This is a genomic window from Caldalkalibacillus uzonensis (assembly GCF_030814135.1).
Classification (GTDB): Bacteria; Bacillota; Bacilli; order Caldalkalibacillales; family Caldalkalibacillaceae; genus Caldalkalibacillus; species Caldalkalibacillus uzonensis.
In genome coordinates, this window is the sequence record NZ_JAUSUQ010000017.1 from 1 (window position 1) to 18,191 (window position 18,191).

Annotated in this window: 18 protein-coding genes and 1 CRISPR repeat array; of the genes, 9 read left to right on the forward strand and 9 right to left on the reverse strand. The window is 47.5% G+C overall.

Annotated elements, in window-relative coordinates; translation table 11 throughout:
- Window positions 1-176 precede the first annotated feature (176 nt).
- A CRISPR array of direct repeats spans window positions 177-1,015; the repeat unit is 30 nt; unit sequence GTTTCAATTCCTCATAGGTAAGATCTGAAC.
- A gap of 155 nt (window positions 1,016-1,170) precedes the next feature.
- On the reverse strand, window positions 1,171-1,920 hold the full coding sequence (gene cas6 / locus J2S00_RS17140; protein ID WP_307342706.1) for a CRISPR-associated endoribonuclease Cas6: 750 nt from the start codon (window positions 1,918-1,920) through the stop codon (window positions 1,171-1,173).
- Between the two features lie 26 nt (window positions 1,921-1,946).
- The gene (locus J2S00_RS17145; RefSeq protein WP_307342709.1) at window positions 1,947-2,618 is read right to left on the reverse strand and encodes a DNA alkylation repair protein; all 672 of its coding nucleotides are present in this window, start codon (window positions 2,616-2,618) and stop codon (window positions 1,947-1,949) included.
- A 240-nt stretch (window positions 2,619-2,858) separates the two neighbouring features.
- Here J2S00_RS17145 and J2S00_RS17150 point away from each other — a divergent pair, with 240 nt between their 5' ends.
- The 6 genes from J2S00_RS17150 (at window position 2,859) to J2S00_RS17175 (ending at window position 7,786) form a co-directional block, all read left to right on the forward strand.
- Window positions 2,859-3,248 (forward strand): LiaF transmembrane domain-containing protein, encoded by a 390-nt coding sequence (locus J2S00_RS17150; RefSeq protein WP_307342712.1) that lies wholly within the window; start codon window positions 2,859-2,861, stop codon window positions 3,246-3,248.
- Between the two features lie 58 nt (window positions 3,249-3,306).
- Window positions 3,307-4,014 (forward strand): PspA/IM30 family protein, encoded by a 708-nt coding sequence (locus J2S00_RS17155; RefSeq protein ID WP_307342715.1) that lies wholly within the window; start codon window positions 3,307-3,309, stop codon window positions 4,012-4,014.
- 159 nt (window positions 4,015-4,173) lie between these two features.
- Window positions 4,174-5,079: a DUF4097 family beta strand repeat-containing protein gene (locus tag J2S00_RS17160; protein ID WP_307342718.1), complete on the forward strand. Its 906-nt coding sequence runs from the start codon at window positions 4,174-4,176 to the stop codon at window positions 5,077-5,079.
- 56 nt (window positions 5,080-5,135) lie between these two features.
- A complete protein-coding gene (gene liaF, locus J2S00_RS17165; protein WP_307342720.1) occupies window positions 5,136-6,092 on the forward strand; it encodes a cell wall-active antibiotics response protein LiaF in 957 nt (318 codons plus the stop codon).
- Window positions 6,092-7,150 (forward strand): HAMP domain-containing sensor histidine kinase, encoded by a 1,059-nt coding sequence (locus J2S00_RS17170; protein WP_307342723.1) that lies wholly within the window; start codon window positions 6,092-6,094, stop codon window positions 7,148-7,150. The genes liaF and J2S00_RS17170 overlap by 1 nt, the downstream gene beginning before the upstream one ends.
- 3 nt (window positions 7,151-7,153) lie before the next feature.
- A complete protein-coding gene (locus J2S00_RS17175) occupies window positions 7,154-7,786 on the forward strand; it encodes a response regulator (RefSeq protein WP_307342726.1) in 633 nt (210 codons plus the stop codon).
- Between the two features lie 39 nt (window positions 7,787-7,825).
- Here J2S00_RS17175 and J2S00_RS17180 read toward each other — a convergent pair whose 3' ends face one another.
- On the reverse strand, window positions 7,826-8,395 hold the full coding sequence (locus tag J2S00_RS17180) for a TetR/AcrR family transcriptional regulator (RefSeq protein ID WP_307342727.1): 570 nt from the start codon (window positions 8,393-8,395) through the stop codon (window positions 7,826-7,828).
- Window positions 8,396-8,517: 122 nt separating this feature from the next.
- Here J2S00_RS17180 and J2S00_RS17185 point away from each other — a divergent pair, with 122 nt between their 5' ends.
- Both J2S00_RS17185 and J2S00_RS17190 read left to right on the forward strand, forming a co-directional pair.
- Window positions 8,518-8,751 (forward strand): hypothetical protein, encoded by a 234-nt coding sequence (locus J2S00_RS17185; RefSeq protein WP_307342730.1) that lies wholly within the window; start codon window positions 8,518-8,520, stop codon window positions 8,749-8,751.
- Window positions 8,744-8,884 carry a hypothetical protein gene (locus tag J2S00_RS17190; protein ID WP_307342732.1) on the forward strand — a complete coding sequence of 47 codons (141 nt, stop codon included), beginning with the start codon at window positions 8,744-8,746 and terminating at the stop codon, window positions 8,882-8,884. The genes J2S00_RS17185 and J2S00_RS17190 overlap by 8 nt, the downstream gene beginning before the upstream one ends.
- 75 nt (window positions 8,885-8,959) lie before the next feature.
- Here J2S00_RS17190 and J2S00_RS17195 read toward each other — a convergent pair whose 3' ends face one another.
- From J2S00_RS17195 to J2S00_RS17210, 4 genes are read right to left on the reverse strand one after another with little or no spacing between them, the layout of a single operon-like run.
- Window positions 8,960-10,042 (reverse strand): ABC transporter ATP-binding protein, encoded by a 1,083-nt coding sequence (locus tag J2S00_RS17195; RefSeq protein ID WP_307342735.1) that lies wholly within the window; start codon window positions 10,040-10,042, stop codon window positions 8,960-8,962.
- Window positions 10,026-12,809 (reverse strand): extracellular solute-binding protein, encoded by a 2,784-nt coding sequence (locus J2S00_RS17200; protein WP_307342737.1) that lies wholly within the window; start codon window positions 12,807-12,809, stop codon window positions 10,026-10,028. The genes J2S00_RS17195 and J2S00_RS17200 overlap by 17 nt, the downstream gene beginning before the upstream one ends.
- Window positions 12,802-13,623, reverse strand: coding sequence for a 5'/3'-nucleotidase SurE (surE, locus tag J2S00_RS17205; RefSeq protein ID WP_307342740.1), 822 nt, complete (start codon window positions 13,621-13,623; stop codon window positions 12,802-12,804). Before surE ends, J2S00_RS17200 begins: the two co-directional genes overlap by 8 nt.
- On the reverse strand, window positions 13,620-14,516 hold the full coding sequence (locus J2S00_RS17210) for a sugar phosphate isomerase/epimerase family protein (protein WP_307342743.1): 897 nt from the start codon (window positions 14,514-14,516) through the stop codon (window positions 13,620-13,622). The genes surE and J2S00_RS17210 overlap by 4 nt, the downstream gene beginning before the upstream one ends.
- A 255-nt stretch (window positions 14,517-14,771) precedes the next feature.
- Here J2S00_RS17210 and J2S00_RS17215 point away from each other — a divergent pair, with 255 nt between their 5' ends.
- A complete protein-coding gene (locus tag J2S00_RS17215) occupies window positions 14,772-15,056 on the forward strand; it encodes a hypothetical protein (protein ID WP_307342746.1) in 285 nt (94 codons plus the stop codon).
- Between the two features lie 260 nt (window positions 15,057-15,316).
- Here the strand turns inward: J2S00_RS17215 and argH are convergent, their stop codons facing one another.
- Window positions 15,317-16,699, reverse strand: a complete 1,383-nt coding sequence (gene argH, locus J2S00_RS17220; protein ID WP_307342864.1) for an argininosuccinate lyase — start codon at window positions 16,697-16,699, stop codon at window positions 15,317-15,319.
- Window positions 16,700-16,885: 186 nt separating this feature from the next.
- Entirely contained in the window at window positions 16,886-18,154 is a 1,269-nt protein-coding gene (locus J2S00_RS17225) for an argininosuccinate synthase (protein ID WP_307342749.1), read from the reverse strand.
- Window positions 18,155-18,191 lie beyond the last annotated feature (37 nt).

The window sequence follows — 18,191 nt, forward strand, 5'->3', positions numbered from 1 at the left end:
AATCAAACAGCGTAGTTAACCGAAACAGAATCAACAGGTGCATTAACATGACTCGTTCCAGCAAATACCAATCTGCTGGTGTTAACATCCCCTAGCTTTTTTCATGGACTTAAATTTTCGGGATAGGTAAGATCAGAACGCCGTCCAATGTGAGGCGGCCTGAATCGGCATCAAAAGTTTCAATTCCTCATAGGTAAGATCAGAACAAGGAGCTTCTAAACCAAAAATTATTGTCAATGTCGTTTCAATTCCTCATAGGTAAGATCTGAACACGAGGATTATGTCAAGGAGTTGCGCCGAGAAAGCGCGTTTCAATTCCTCATAGGTAAGATCTGAACCCCCAAGTTACCCTCATAGAATAACCTCCACACAGAGTTTCAATTCCTCATAGGTAAGATCTGAACTTGTAAACCTGCGCTGTGTAGACCTGCCGTCCCACCAAGTTTCAATTCCTCATAGGTAAGATCTGAACGCCTGTATGTATCTCGAGTGATCCTAGTATTTTCAACAGTTTCAATTCCTCATAGGTAAGATCTGAACCGGGAAGAGGCAGACATTATACGCCAGGCCAGAAAAATGTTTCAATTCCTCATAGGTAAGATCTGAACGTTCCGGGGTAGACGTTGAGTTGAAACTTAGAAATGGTTTCAATTCCTCATAGGTAAGATCTGAACCGCGAGAATACGAGAAAGGACGGTGAACACCGCTGAGGTTTCAATTCCTCATAGGTAAGATCTGAACTCAAACTCGGCCAATTCTTCAAACCACAGAGCCATCACAGTTTCAATTCCTCATAGGTAAGATCTGAACTTTTGTATTGACACAAAAGTATCTGGATTCCCGCGATCAGTTTCAATTCCTCATAGGTAAGATCTGAACACGCGAAGGGATGCGCGAAAGCTACGGTCGGCGCACGAGTTTCAATTCCTCATAGGTAAGATCTGAACTTGACCGAATATATCTCGAAAGAGGTATACGATTTGATGTTTCAATTCCTCATAGGTAAGATCTGAACCCAAAAAGTACTGCTAATATTACTTTCGATCTTTAACTTGAAAATCCTGCTTCCATTCAAATGTTTTACACGGTTAACTCCAAACCTTTATTTAACTGTATCCAGAACATATTTGACAGAATATTCTGCACCGTCGATCCCCCGGGTTTTTAACACTACTCAGGATCGACGACACGAAACATGCCAAAGCCGGATGAATTTCTGACACCAAGCCCTACACAAAGAGCAAAATTAAGTAAATCAGGGTGCCCTTCCACTTCATATTCTCCCATGTAACCTGTGATATAAAACTGTTTAAACTGTGTGACCACCTTATCTCTTTTTCTCACTTTGATAGGTTTAATCGAGAATTCTCCATGAACGTTTTGTTGAAAATAGGCTTTATACTTATTCTTCAGATTTTGTTCAATTAAAAGCGGAAAAACTGGATCTTCAGGGTAAAAAAAGTGGGTTCGTCTTTTTCCGTTGTCACCTTCTACCGTTTGATGAATGGTTAATGGAGACAGCATCATAATCCGACACGGAAAATTCTTAATAGATGGCATCGAATAGTGAAGTTCTTCTACACTGACTTTCCCCTCCCCAATCATGAGCGAAGAAGAGGCCAGCAGTGACTGTCCTACACTTTGTATAAATTCTGGTACAATCGAACTGATTTCCCATTCGACTGGGCCCGTAAACTCAATCATCCTCTGTTTTAAATCAAGATGATGTTTACCAAACAGACGGCTAAACGTAAACAATTTAAAAGTTTTGGCCCCTTCCTGGTAGCCATGGTCATGCAAAAAACGGGCCAACGTTGTATCACCAATATGATGATAAATAACCCCTTGTAAAATATGCTGGTAATTAACCGGCAGCTGCAGTTTTTCCCCCTCAGGTCTCAATATAACCCGTAACCTCATCATAACGTCCCCCTTCCAATCGCCCATTAGCCAATGTGCTTCAACGCCTCCCTGCGGCTCAGAGCAGGCAAGTCCGTTTCTTCTACAAAACGCCGGACCGAGCCGGGATTGGTTTTGGCATACTCTCTCAATGCCCAGCCGATCGCTTTTTGGATAAAAAACTCCTGTGAATCCTTACATTTTACTATATAAGCATAAAGCAGCGCCTCATCCGTTTCCGCTTTATACTTCAACTGGTGTAGAATTGCGGACCGTTTCAGCCACAGATTGGGGTTGTCAATCCAGCGGTTCATGTACGTGCGTCCGCGTTGAGGATGCTCTTTAACGTAATCCCCAACCAGGTTTGTGGCAATCCCGTCCACTGTGTCCCACCATGATTTATGTGTGATCAGATACTCCAACAGATCAATATCCTCAGCATTGAATGTTTTCTTTGTTCTTTCCAAAATGCCGATGGCCAGATATTGAAACTCCCTCTCAGGCAAGTTCCACAAACCTTTTACGACAGTTTCCAATTGATGTTCCGCAAGCGGATGATCCTTTAAAAATTGGCGCAGCAATTCCCGTCTCTGTGGTGTTTTGATCCCTAAGAAATCAAACTGGTTCCTCATGTATTGCTTCATCGGCCGTGCATTCTCCTCGTTTTGATGAAGTCTGAAAAAGGTTTCCAGCTCCTGAAGAAACGTTGCGGCTTGCATGACCCTGCCTCCTTTTCAACGGTCAACTTCCGCTGTTCAATATTCAATAGTGGAAAATATTCGACCTGCTGCAACTCCATTCCTGCTTTAAATTACCGAATTCTTTCCCTTCCATTCAAAGCCGGAGGGACATGTCCGACCCGAGACGGATTTAAAAATCAATCTGCGGCTCGTCGTTTTTCCCTCAACTGCGGGCTACAATAAAATCAAGCCGGTCGGAAAAAGGAGGGTTGCAGTGACATGTCAGGAAAGAAACTTTTAGGCTTACTACTGTTGCTCATCGGTGCCTCTGCCTTGTTGGGCATGCTGGGTATCCATGTAGGCGGGTTAATCAGCCTCGCCATCGGGGCTCTCCTGATCGCTTACGGAGCCAAACAGTGGAAGGCAGGCTCCCGGATATGGGGAGGTATCGTGCTGGGTTTCGGTCTGCTTATCCTGGTTGGTTCGTTGCCTGTGGTGTTAAGCCTCTTACTCGGCGTCGCTTTGATCTACGCCGGATACAAACTGATTACAAACGAACCGGATTCACCATCACACACTTCACCGTCTTCCGGTTACAAACCTGTGGATGAAACACTGGATGACCCGTTTGATGAAGAATGGGAAAACATTATGAAATCCAACCCGTAATGAGCAATTGAAAGCTCCGTGCAAAAAATTAAAAATATGATTTAAGGAGGCATTTGCTATGGTGTTTAAACGCTTGCGTGACATTACCCTGGCCACGATTCATGAGGGACTGGATGCACTGGAAAATCCAGTGGCCATGCTCAACCAATACTTAAGGGACATGGAAGCAGAAATTGAAAAGGCAGAAGCAGCTGTCGTCAAACAATCCATGATTGAAAAGAAATTTATCGAGTATAAAAACCAAGCCCAACACATGGTGGAGAAACGCATGCGCCAGGCTACCCTGGCTGTGGAAGCCGGTGAAGAAGAGCTGGCCCGCCGTGCACTGCGCGAGAAGAAACACTATGCCGAAAAAGTGAAGCAGTATGAACAGATGGCTCAAGATGCCAGACAAAAAGTGTTGGAACTGAAAGAACAATTAAAAGATCTCAAGGAAAAGTACACCCAGATGCGGGACCGCAAATATGAACTGATTTCCCGGGCCCATGCCGCCAAAACAAAAAAACAAATGCACACGGCCTTGTCCAAATTTGACACCGACAGCGCTCTAAAAGGGTTCAAACGTATGGAGGAACGCATTTTGGAAATGGAAACAGAATTGGAAGTACGTCAAACCGGACGGCCAGCTTCCCTGGAGGAACGCTTGGCAGCTCTGGAGCCCGACGAGGAGATTGAACAGGAACTGGCACAACTGAAAAAAAAGAACGAGCAGCCAAAAGACACTGAAGCTGCTTCACCAACCCAGAATACACACAAAGAAGCTTAATCTCAACCAGGCGGGCGAGTCATCCTCGTTCGCCACTTTTTACCTTGTGCATACCTGAATCACATGATGCATGGCAGGATAGCCAAGCTGGCATTTCTTAGGTACACTAATAGAAGGTTGTTCACAAAGGAGACTTTATATGGAAAGAATGAACTGGCTATGAGACGTTTGCTCGGCATCAGTTTAATCGCCATTGGTATACTGATTGCAATTGTATCTGTGGGTAAGCCGCTGTTGCCGTCCTGGGATTTTCGCACCGGCTGGCAAGCAGGAGAATCACACATCCTTCCTATTGAGGACGTCAAACGTATTGACATTAATGTACAGAGTGCTGCTGTGTATATTTCCACGGCAGAGACAGACCAGATCGGCTTGGAATTGAAAAAAAGGGAGGGCAGCCAGTCGACGATTGAAACCATCCAGCAAGGAGAGCGGTTGATTGTCAAAGTGAACCAGTCGTCCTTTAATTTTTTGGGAGGCATCATAGCCCTGTTTAGCGGGCAATTCAAAGAGGAACTGTACGTCACCTTACCCCATAACTACAGCGAATCCCTCTATGTTAAGTCCTCTTCCGGGTCCTTGGCCATCAGCGGTTTGGAAAAGTTGCAGGATCTGGACGTTGATATAAGCTCAGGAAGTGTCACGATTGAAGATGTCTCCGTTGAATCATTCCGTTATGACGGCTCTTCCGGGAGGCTGACCGTGAGAGATCTGCAAGCCGAGCTGAATGACATCAAGATCAGTTCCGGAAAAGTCAATCTGGAAAGGATTGCAGGGGAGATTCGGGGCAAGTCCTCTTCCGGGTCTGTCACCATTGACATGGTTTCCTTGGATGCCCCGGTCAAATGGCAGGGCAGTTCCGGAACCATCACGCTCCATCTGCCTGAGACGTCTTCATTTGAGCTGACAGCGTCAACAAGTTCTGGATCGGTTTATTCCGACTTCCCGCTCATGGTGCATGCCCAGTCCCGCCGTGATCTGAAGGGGACGGTAGGTAACGGTGATGTGCCAATCGAATTGCGGGTCTCATCAGGAAAGATTAACATTGAGCGTAATCACCGCTGATTTCTTGTGCATACAGACGAAGGAGCGGACGCTCAAGCTTCATTGGAGGAAACCTTATGCGATTAACAGGCCGTATGATCTTGGGAATAGTTATCCTCTTTATTGGGCTCAGTGCGCTGTTTTCAGCCTTAAATATGATCTGGCTGTTCAGCATGGTGATCGTTCCCGTCCTGTTCTTCGTGATCGGACTTTACTTATGGCAGCGCGGGCGCAAGATGATCGGCGGTATCTTTGCTGTAATTGGGATTATATCCTTCTTTCACAATGTCCTCAGGATTGATATTGCCGGTCTATTAGTGGCTGCTCTCATGATCTATTTCGGTTACCGCTTGCTGCAGCCAAATAATCCCCAGCCGAAGGAAGAGGAATGGATGGACTGGGAGTGGACCGAAGATGACGGGAACCCCCTCGGAACTGGACAACACGCCCAGCAGCAAGAAAAGAAACACAAACGGAAACATAAACAAAAATGGCGCTTTGAAGATGACATCGACCGCGAAGTGGAGAAAATTGTGCATAAAGTCAAAGAAACCGTTCACCACGGCCAGCACTGGATAGAGCAGCATCTTCATCATCACGGCGGAGCGGCCCATTCTGCTAAACAAGATGGGTCGGATCACCATCAACACACCCGTTATCACCAACCTTACCAAGTCTCCAGTTTGATTGGTGATTTCATGTTGCACCATCACCGCTTTGAGCTGCGCGACATGAAAGTGAACAACGGGATCGGCGATGTCAAAATTGACCTGTCCAAAGCCATCATCCCGCCCGGGGAGACCACGTTGCAGATCAATGGTTTGGTAGGAGACATCCATGTCTATGTCCCCTACGAACTGGAGGTGTCTGTTCAGGCCGGTGTTTTTCTGGGGGATCTGGACATACTGGGCTATCACCAGGACGGATTGACCCGCCGTGTGACAACCCAGACCCCAGGTTATGACAGTGCAACCAAACGGGTTAACATCATCCTGTCTCTCGGTATAGGAGACATTGATGTGAGGTATGTGTAATGAACCGTATGTTGTCTAATATACAGTGGCAATGGGTCCGGTATTCGGTCGGCTTGGGTCTCGTTATCGGCCTGCTTTCACTCTTGCTTATCTCCATTATCAGCAAACAGGATATGGTGACTATTGCCCTGCATCCCATTGCTGGGCTTCCCTTTATTTTATACTTCCTGATGTCTGTGATGCTGATAGGGTCCGTATTCGGCTTTGTGGCGGGCAAACAGATGAAAAAAAGGCTGGATAAGCTGGAAGAAGCGGCCATGGCCTTTGAACGGGGCAACTATAATTTCCGGGTGCCAGATCTGGGCAGCGATGAAATCGGCACTGTCGGCAAAAGGCTGAATGTGATGGGCAAGCGGGTCAAAGAACAAATTGTGTCCTTGCAGCGTTTATCCACGGAACGGGCCGAATGGAGCGAAAGACTGAAGCAAGCGGCCATTACAGAAGAACGCCAGCGTCTGGCCAGGGAATTGCATGATGCTGTCAGCCAGCAGCTGTTTGCCATTTCCATGATGACCTCTGCGGTACAGCAAACACTGGCCGCTGATCCTGCCAAAGCTGAGCAGCAAGTGGCCATGATCGAAGAGATGGCCGGTAACGCCCAGTCCGAAATGCGGGCGCTCTTGCTTCACCTGCGGCCGGCCCATTTGGAGGGAAAAGGGTTAAAAGCAGGAATTGAAGACCTGCTTAATGAACTAAAACAGAAGCATGATCTGGCCATTTCGTGGGAAATAGAAGACTTGCCCGACTTGGCCAAAGGGATTGAGGACCATCTGTTCCGCATCATCCAGGAAGCTATTTCCAATGTCCTGCGCCACGCCAAGGCCTCATCACTGCAGGTTTGGCTGGCAGTCGTACAAGACCAAATCCGCCTTAAAGTGCAGGACGACGGCATCGGCTTTAATCCCGATAAAGAAAAGCATTCCTCATATGGGTTGCGTACCATGAACGAACGGGTCAACGAAATCGGAGGTGTGCTGGAAGTCATTTCGCTGCCCAACAAAGGGACGCAAATAAACGTGAAAGTCCCGCTTGTCCAAATGGAAAAAAAGGAGGAGTAACCGGTGATTCGTGTGCTGTTGGTCGACGATCATGAAATGGTGCGCATGGGGCTTGCTGCATTTTTGGCCACTGCCCCGGATATTGAAGTCGTAGGTGAGGCAGACAACGGAGAAGAAGGCGTCAGGATGGCTTTGGAGCTTAAACCGGATGTCATTCTCATGGATCTGGTTATGGATGGCATGGACGGCATAGAAGCCACCCGCCGGATTATGAAACACAATCCCCAAGCACGCATCATCGTGCTGACCAGCTTTGTCGATGACGAAAAAGTATATCCGGTCATTGAAGCCGGGGCCATGAGTTACTTGTTAAAAACCACCCGTGCTCCCCAGATTGCCGAAGCCATCCGTGCTGCTTATAAAGGAGAACCCGTGCTGGAAGCCCAAGTGACCGGCAAAATGATGCAGCGCATGCGCTCAGGAGAACAAAAGCTGCCACATGAAGAACTGACCGAACGGGAACTGGAGGTATTGCGCCTTATCGCTGAAGGAAAAACAAACCAGCAAATTGCCGATGAACTTGTGATCGGGATTAAGACGGTTAAAACCCATGTCAGCAATATCCTGACCAAACTCAACGTGGAAGACCGCACCCAAGCAGCCATATATGCCCATCGCCATTCGCTGGTGAAGTAATTAAGTCATCAGATGGTTTCGAAAGCAGTATACAGCCTTTCATTCATCTTTCATGCTTTCTATCCCATTCAGGATCACTTCCAGGCCGTACATAAATTGCTGATCAAAATCAAAATCATAGGGGTATCCAAAAAATGACTCTGTGCCCATCTTAGCCACATCCTGCATCCTAATTTCATCAGCAACAAAAGCAAGGACATAATTATTCAGCAAATGACCTGTTTGGATCAGGTTTTCTTTTTTCACTCCCATATTTTCTAACTTGTTTAAGATGGTTAGAATAATGTTAATCCTGGCGGGGGTTGAGGGTGGTGTTTCGTTAAAAATCTCCACTGAGTCCCTGATCTGTAAAAGGTTCTTCCGGTAAGCTGACATCATTTGTATAATCTGCTCCCTTTCATTGTTAGAATCAACATTTAAAGGGATTTGTTTACAGATGTGTTCGGCGATCAATTCAAAAAGCTCGTGTTTATTCTTGATGTGCCAATATAAGGAAGCTGGCTTGATTTGGAGCCTGTTGGCCAGTTCACGCATGGTCAGCGACTCTATGCCCTTCTCGTTTAAGATAGCTATGGCCTGATCAACAATTGTTTCTTTAGAAACAGTCACTTTATTATCCCTCCGGAAAAAATGATTGACACCTAACACTGTTAGATGTTAAACCTAACAGTGTTAGGTGACTAACGTTGTTAGTTTAAATATATCATAAGGTGTAGGAGGAACAAATAAAGATGGATAAGAGAATAGAGATGATAGTCGGATTGTTTTACGCGGCTGGTGTGATTATGGCCGCTGCTGCATTTATGACTGTCGGTTTGCTGACAGGAGCATGGTTGGCTGCATTGTTTGCCTGTGCAGGAGCCGGAATTGGGTTTGGACTGATCATGCATGGACTCCTTGTTTTTTTAGATTACCGCTATGATAAGAAAGTTAGTTGGAGGAAGGATAATAATAGCCATGGCTAAAACCAAAGGGTACAAGGGAATCGGTATGAAAGGGATTATCGCCAAATTTTACGCCAAAAATGCCCAAAAAACGATGGACGACTACATCCAACACGCCCAGGTCATCACCAGCAAATTAGAAATTATTTCGTGATTGCATGTCACATAAATACAGAATACAAAAAACATGTCATTGGCAGGTATTTCAGATGTATGGGTAATAGCTTGTTTAAATGATATATGATGCTAAAGTTTGCTGGTGCGGTTGCGGCTCTGCAAAAACAGGCACAAGCCCTACCCGCTCGCCTGGCATAAAACGGCGGCTGCTGGCCGGTTGATAGATTGTCCACGTTTGTTCCCCAACTTGAACCGTATAATGAATTTCCTGTCCTTGATATTGGGCAAAGGTGACGGTGGCTGCAACTGACGTCTCTCCAGCTGGGAAGAGCTTAAACTGCTCGGGACGGACGGGATAAAGGTTTTGCCGTTTAAATTCAGCCACCACGCCGGTATCCGGCCACCGTTCTGCTGGGGCATGAGCCGGCCTAAAGCACTCACCTTCCCATCTTCCTTCAACCAGATTGCATTTGCCCACAAAGGTGGCCACAAAAGGGCTTTGTGGCTGGGTGTAAATTGTCTCAGGCGGTGCAGCTTGTTCAATATGACCGTCATTCATCACAATGACCCGGTCAGCCATAGCCAACGCTTCGCTCTGATCATGGGTCACATAGACAATAGCTGCTTGCGTCTGTTGGTGAATAGCCTGAATTTCCCTTCTTAACTCCATCCTCAGCTCGGCATCCAGTGCACTTAAAGGCTCATCCATCAGCAACAAGCCTGGCAGTGGCGCTATGGCCCGGCCCAATGATACTCTCTGCTTTTGTCCTCCTGACAGCTCAGCTGGATACCGGTCAGCAAACCTGTCCATCCCTGTCAGCTTCAACACCTCTCTCACCCGCTGCTCAATATTTTCTTTTAATTTGGATGTCACATACCGGTGGTGTAACAGAGGAAAGCGGATATGTTCGGCAACGGTCATATGCGGCCATAAGGCAAAAGACTGAAAAACCATACCGATGTTGCGTTTCTCTGGAGGCAAAGCATGTGACGGGGAGGCGACCACCACCCCATCGATCGTAATCGTGCCAACAGTCGGTTTAATAAAGCCAGCCAGCAGCTTGAGCAAGGTCGTCTTCCCACATCCGGAGGGACCCAGAATGGCCACGAACTCACCCCGCTCAATGGTCAAGTTAACAGCTGAAAGTGCGGGTTGCCCTGCATACGTTTTGCTGACATCATGAAGCTGAATCATTTTGTTTCAACACCTTCCTTCTCCACAGCTTGTCAGCAGCCATAAAGGCGACTCCTCCACTGAGGATCACAGCGACAATCAGACTGGAAAATGCCGTTGAATAGGGAGTATAGCCAGCTTGTTCATAACTGAAAATGATCACACCAATCGTTTCTGCCCCGCTTGACCACAGCAAGCTGGAGACCGTCAACTCCGTCAAGGCCGTTAAAAAGACAAGCACGACACCGGCCAATACCCCCGGCAGAAGCAGGGGAAGCATGATGTTCTTCCACCTCGTCAGTGCTGAAGCGCCAGCTGTTCTGGCTGCTTCCTCTATGGAAACATCGACTTGGGTCAATGCCGCATAACTGGCCCGCAGTTGCAGGATAAGAAAGCGTGTGACATAAGCGATCAACAACAGCCAGATTGTACCATACAATCCCGGATTCCATCCTGGCACAGGCTCCATCCAGGCCAAAATCATACACAAAGCGAGCACCGTGCCGGGCAAAACATAGGGCAAGGTGACCATCATTTCAGCCGCTTTGGTCCACAACGAATGGTATTTATGGCGCAGATAGGCGAGCACCGTGCCGGCCAGCACACAGATCGCCGCTGTAGACAGGGCCAGTTTCACACTGTTTTTCAGAGCGGCTAATGTTTTGGGGTCTTTAAATAACACATAGTGATAGTTTTTAAACGACAAATTAGCCAGGCTAAAGTCGAGTCCGTAGGCCTTAATCAATGCTGTGGCTGCCATGGTCAGCAGGGGAACAAGACTGGTGGTCAGCAAAAATCCCCACATGAAGAGTTCGATTAACCTTCTGCAGCTTGACGCTAAGAAGATACGGGATTCAGGATCCGGTTTGACCGTTTCCGTGATACGATTGCGCTTTAGAAGCAGCCACTGCAATAACGTGCCGATCAAGGCGATAATCCCCAACAGAACAGAGAGGACAGCAGTCCTGGAAAAAGCAGCAGGCCCAAAAGCAGCGACCTGTTCATAAATGTAAGTGCTGAGCACACGGATATTGGCTGGTATGCCTAAAAAGGCCGGTATGCCGAAATTATCCAAATTGGTTAAAAAGGCCAGCATTCCCCCGCTGACAATCCCTGGCAAAGCCATGGAAAAGATGATTTTGGTCATCACTAGTTTCTGGCCAGCGCCGCTGGTGCGAGCCGCTTGTTCCAATTCCCGGGGAATCCTGCGCAACACATCGACTGTGAGCAGGTAGACCAGGGGATAATGGGACAAGCCCATGACAAAGATAATCCCGCCCATGCTATACAGGCTAGGGACGTTCAACTCCCAGGGCAGCCAGCTAACGGCAGCTTGTACCGGTCCATTTGTGCCGAAAAATTGAACCCAAGCCAAGGTTGTAATATATGACGGAATAATAAACGGCAAAAAGATAAACAGCTGCATCCATTTTTTGTGTCTCAGATTGAGATAAGCCACTGCCCAGGCGATGGTCACCCCTAAACATACGGAAACCCCGGTAGCACCCAAGACAATGAACAATGTATTTTTCACGGCAGTCCATGTCGCCGCCTCCTGCAAAATCTGACTGTAATGAGCCAGAGTCAAACCCTCATCTGCTGTAAAGCTCAGGCCAATAAGGCGTAAGACAGGGATGACAAAAAAGATGCCAATCAGCAGCAAACCTGCCAGGGGCCACCAGCGCTTGGAATACATTGTCCTCTCTCCTTCTTCGGCTTGGTGAGCCAAATATTGCTGCCCAAAAATGTTACCAAACTGTTGCTTGTCTTGTTCCCGGTATTGATAAAGTTCAGAAATATCTGCCGTCAAAATGTTTAATTCATCAACCGACTTTAATCCTTCAGGTGTAGATAAGCCAGAGCGAATGGGGGTATATCCCAGTCTCACCGCTAACTGCTGCCCCTGTTCGGACAGGACAAAGTCAACAAAGGCTTGGGCCGCTGTTATATTTTCAGTGTTATGCACAATGCCAATGGGTTCCGTGATAGCCGGCACGCCTTCTTCTGGATAAATAAGCTCAACAGGCGAGCCTTCCTGTTTGGCCCGGGCGACTAAAAAGTCAACCACAACGCCGTATGCTTTTTCACCGGAAGCCACTGCCTGCAACACTCCGCCGTTTCCTTGGGTGACGGTCATGTCATTCGCTTTTAATGCTTCAAAAAAATCCCACCCAAAGGCGTCGTTTCTGCTCATCACGCCCACGTTGTAAGCGGCCGCACCTGAGTAAAACGGGCTGGGCATAATGCCTTTGCCTCTGGCCTCTTCTGAGCTGAGGACATGCCAGCTAGACGGCATCTCTGTGACCAGATTGGAATTGACGGCCATAGCAGTGGTGATCACTTTGGTCCCATAGTAATAACCGTCGGGATCGACAAATTCAGCCGGTATGTCAGCCGCTTGGGAAGAATGGTAAGCAAGCAGCAACCCTTCTTCTTTTAAGCTTTCAAAGGTAACTGCGTCGGCAACCAGCAAAACATCAGCTTGAATACCTCCGGCCATGTGTTCAGCCTGAATTTTGGCTATCACTTCTTCTGTGCCTGAACGGAAGATGTCCACCTGAACCTCGGGATAATGGGCAGTAAATGCCTCAACTAAAGCTTGAGCATCCTCGTCAGGTTGTGACGTATAAAAATGAAGGATGCCGGATACTCCTGCCCGTTCTTCTACCTGTGTATCAGGGGCCTCATGGTCTTGTTCCTGACTGGCAGAAGATTCTTCGCTTTGACTGCAGCCGGCGAAAAGAAGTGCAGCGCACAACAAGATCATGACCCACATATATTTACGCATGATGACTTTCCTCCCTAACTGAAGACGATGTTTGAAATGAAAGTGGTTTAAACCACTTTCTAATTTGCTCAATTTTTCGCCTGTTGTTAAACTGGTGATCAACAGAAACAGGCGTAACTGTAATGTAACCTTCTTTCAGTTTCAAATAATCGCTGTCCCTGTTAAACTCAGTTAATTGGATTAAGTGATCTGTGAGCCAATAGTAGACTTGTCCGTAAGGGTCATTTAAGCCCACATAGCGGTAGCGGGAAACGGTCATATCTAAAGGAACAACTTCAACTCCCTTGCACAGATCTTTGGGCAGGTCAGGCAGATTGATGTTTAGAAAAATGCCTTGGGGAATAGTATGCTGTAAAATCATTTCCGCCACATGGTAAAACAGTTGTTTGACTCTGGTGTAATTCACTTTCTTTTCTTTAAAAGCCTGTAACGATACGGCAACAGCAGGAACGTGATAGAGCGAGGCTTCCACAGCTCCGGCCATTGTACCGGAATAATAAATATCGCGGCCCAGATTAGGTCCCAGATTAATGCCGGAGAAGAGGATATCCGGTTTTTCCTTCAGTAATACTTCTACGCCGAGCTTGACACAATCGGCTGGCGTTCCATTTACGCTCCAAACACCTTTTGACCCAGGGAAAAGATCCACAGGTGTCAGTTTCAAAGGGGTTCGCAGGGTATTGGCATGGCCGACAGCACTTTTCTCCTGATCCGGACAGACAACGTAGACATTGCCGAAATGTTGCAAAACCTGGGTAAGGGCTTCCACTCCTGGCGCAAAGATGCCGTCATCATTGGTGACCAAAATGTTCAATTTGTCACCTCCGCAACCGGGTTTGTCACGCTTTGAGTCACAAAACGCAAATTTTTTTCCAGCCAAACCAGCTCCCGCGAGGCATCAAACCCTTCAATAATGACAGGAACATCTCTGATTTGCAAAAACATGTCCAGAATATCCGGCTTAATATCCCCCGAGCCAAGTGGCAAGTGCAGGGTTTGAGCTGTGGCATCACTGATATGGATTTTGTTCACATGGGGCGTTTGCCGCCAGATGGAGATAATATCCTGATCAAGGGGGATATGGGCCACATCAAAGGTGGTTTTAAGCACAGGGCTGAAGGGGTTGATCATCTTGGCCACCATACCAGGTGTGGTGATAAACTCATCTTTTTTCCATTCCATCATTTCCAGTGAAAGGGTCAAGCCATAGCCCCGTCCCAAGTCAACAATACGTTCTAAAGCATGGAACATCCGGGCTTCATACCACTCGGTCTCCACAGCAGCCAGCGTCAGTTTACCAGGGTGAAAGGTGACGTTGTCAGCACCTATACGGGAGGCCAGTTCCAGGGAGCGTTTGATCTCGTTAATCGATTGGAGCCGGATCCCCTCGTTTAAGGCACATAGATTTAAATCCCAGCTGGCAGCATGAACTGTAAGGAAAATTCCTGTTTCTTTTCGGGCCCGGTCTATTGTATCCACATCAGAACCGTGTTCCCAGACATGTTCAGCCCACACTTCAACGCCAACAACACCTGCTTCCTTGGCCAGGTAAATAACATCTTCGATCGGATAGGCCCAACACAGGGTAGAAGCTATACCGACGTGCACTGTATTGGTTTCCTCCTTTCCCAAGTAACCTAAATTAGCGAGATTCTCCACATTATCCAACAAAAGAGGTTCTCCCCCTTTCGCTGTTGCTGTTTCCATCTTAATAAACGATTATTAATTTGGTATTAAGAGGAACATAAGCTTTTGTAAAAAAATATATAAAGCAGGGAGAAAAGTGAGTAGAACGTGCTTCTAGGCTGATAACAAGGGTGAGGAGAATTGAGGAGAGTTTTAATGTAAATATAGTGTTAAAGATTAACAAAAACTTAATTAAACACTCGACGTAACCACAGTATAACTTTCCGACTTTTACCTAAACTATAGACGTAACTACCTAAAAAAGGAGTTCGGTTTATGAGCAAAAAAGAAAAGACCGCTGTCCCAAATTTGCAAACGGCCAACTTTTCACCGGGAGAAAACACCTATCTTACTGAAATAGGACAAAACGATGAAACATATAAAGCCTTATACTGGGAAGAAGTGAAGTCACCCACTGCCGATACTGCCGCTGATCATCCCGGAGATGAAAATCAATCCAGAGCTGAACACAGAGGGGTTGAGAATCCCGGCAAAGAGTATGATACACATAAAGTAGCTGAAGAATATGGGCGAAAAAGTCTGGATGAACATTTAAGATAAATACAGCTGTCCCGCTACTGTGCAAAGTACAAATGATAGTGGCGGGCACAGCGGGGGTTAAAGGGGGCACCGCAGGCGGGGCAGTGAAACTGACAACCGAGATCGTCCTTAATGGATAATTCCCGGCCACAAGCCCCGCACAAGATGGCGGTTGTATCCCACTCTGCTTGAGGCCTGCGGTCTGCTTGATGCCAATTTTACGCCGCATAGAATCCTCCACCTCTCATTCAAGACGGGCCAAATGGCCGCTTATGGCCGGTTTATCCCTTCCCCCCCAGCACTGCTTTGGCCAGTTCCAGCTGCTTTTTAACCTGGGTGAAACCTGTGCCTCCTTCGCTCTGGCGTGCGCTCACCACTTGCTTCGGTTGCAAAGTCTCGTAAATGTCCTCTGCAAACAGCGGGCTGAACCGCTGATACTCGTCCAGGCTCAGATCAAGCAAGAATTTCTTATGCTGAATGGCATACAGCACCACTTGCCCGATAATGGCATGAGCCTCGCGGAACGGCAAACCTTTATTCACCAAATAGTCGGCGATATCAGTAGCATTGGAATAGTCTTCTTGCACCGCTTGGCGCATCTTCCCTGTGTTAACCTGCATCGTTTCAAGCATAGGGGCCAAAAGCTGTAAGGCGCCTTCCAGTGTGGCCACGGTATCCAGCATGCCTTCCTTATCTTCCTGCATATCTTTGTTATAGGCCAGAGGCAAACCTTTCAATACGGTGAGCAGTCCTATCAGATGTCCGTAGACCCGTCCCGTTTTGGCCCGCAACAGCTCAGGCACATCCGGATTTTTCTTTTGGGGCATAATGCTGGAGCCTGTACAGAAGGCATCATCCAGTTCGATAAATTGAAACTCCTGGCTGGACCAAATCACCAGTTCCTCTGACAGCCGGGAAATATGCATCATCAATACTGAGGCGTTGGATAAAAACTCCAAGATAAAATCCCGGTCACTCACCGCATCCAGGCTGTTGGGATAGATATCATCAAAGCCTAACAGTTCCGCTGACCGCCTCCGGTCAATGGGAAAGGTGGTCCCGGCCAAAGCCCCTGCTCCCAAGGGGGAGAGGTTAACCCGCTTCAAACTGTCTTTGAAACGCCCCTTATCCCGCTCAAACATCCAAAAATAGGCCAACAAATGATGGGCAAAGGATATTGGCTGGGCCCGCTGCAAATGGGTATAGCCGGGTAAAATCGTCTCCACATGGGCGTCAGCCTGCTTGATGATGGCCTGCTGTATATCCTCCAGCAGTTGGATCAAGAAGCTAATCTTTTTCCGCAGATAGAGATGCATATCGGTGGCTACCTGGTCGTTCCGGCTGCGTCCGGTATGCAACTTGCCGCCCACGGGGCCAATTTCATCGATGAGCAGTTTCTCAATGTTCATATGGATATCTTCATGTTCCACACTAAACTGGATCTCGCCTTTTTCAACTTTTTCCTTAATTTTTAACAGACCCTGCTTAATCTGCTCCGCTTCCTCCGGGGCAATCACACCGCACTCGCCCAACATCTGCACATGGGCCAGACTGCCCTCAATATCTTCTTCTGCTAGCTGCTGGTCAAAGGAGATCGAAGCTGTATACTCTTCAACCAGTTTATTTGTCGCTTTGGTGAAACGTCCTCCCCACAATTTAGTCATATCTGCTTCCTCCTCTGCTGGCTCACGAATCTGCACATACTCTAAATCACTCAAGTGATAAAAAGAAGAGTGGGCCACTATTCGGCCAGCTTTGGCCTTGACCCACACCCCTGCATTGTACATCATCCTCATCACTGAATAAACTTGACTCACTGGATGAAGCTGTTGCTGTTGCTCTTGTTCCAGTTATTGCTGAACTTTGGCGGCCACAGCTGATTCAACCTTCTGCTGGCTTTGTCCCTGGCCCGCTGTATTCTGACCCTGCTTATGCACCTCAGCATACACTTTGGTGGGCAAGCCCCACAACTTGATAAACCCAACAGCCGCATTGTGGTCAAACAGGTCTCCTTTAGAGTAGGTGGCCAGTTCCTCGTTATAGAGGCTGTGTTCAGAGTAACGGCCGACAACTGTATGATGCCCTTTATGCAGCTTCACCCGTACTTTGCCGTTCACCGATTTTTGTGTTTCTTCTACAAAAGCATCCAGGGCCTTTTTCAATGGGGAATACCATAGTCCGTCATAGATGATTTTAGCCATGTGCTGGTCAACGAGTGCTTTAAACTGGGTCACTTCCCGGGTCAGCGTCAGGAATTCCAGTTCTTTGTGGGCGTTGATCAGGATCAGTGCAGCCGGATTTTCATACACTTCTCTGGATTTAATGCCCACCATACGGTTTTCAATATGGTCGATCCGGCCTACCCCATGTTTGCCACCCAGTTCATTTAAGGTTTCAATCAGGCTGACTAGGCCCATCTTTTCCCCATTCAAGGCCACCGGTTCCCCCTGCTTAAATTCGATTTCAATGTACTCAGGGACATCCGGTGTTTTTTCCAGGGGTTGTGTCCAGGCAAAGGCCGCTTCGGGCGGCTCAGTCCACGGATTTTCCAGTACGCCTGCTTCACAGGCCCTGCCCCAGATGTTGGCATCAATGGAAAACGGGTTATCCAGATCAACCGGGATGGGGATGCCTTTTTGCTTGGCATATTCAATCTCTTCATCCCGGGTCATGCTCCATTCCCGCACCGGAGCAATCACCTGCAGGTTGGGATTGAGCGCTTGAATGGACACTTCAAAACGCACCTGGTCATTACCTTTACCCGTACAGCCGTGGGCCACAGCCACTGCCTCTTCTTGCTCGGCCACTTCCACCAGCAGCTTGGAAATGAGCGGGCGAGAGATGGCTGAAGAAAGGGGATATTTCCCTTCATATAAAGCATTGGCTTTGAGTGAAGGTAAAATATATTCCTTGGCCAGCAATTCCTTAGCATTAATCACGATCGATTTGATGGCTCCGACATCCAATGCTTTTTGCTTAATTTTATCCAAATCTTTTCCTTCCCCAATATCCAAAGCCAGGGCAATCACATCATAACCATATTTCTCTTGAATCCATTTTATCGAAACAGAGGTGTCCAGTCCCCCTGAGTAGGCCAGTACCACTTTTTCTTTCGCCATGTTATCCTCTCCCTCACTCCATCTTGAATTTAACCAT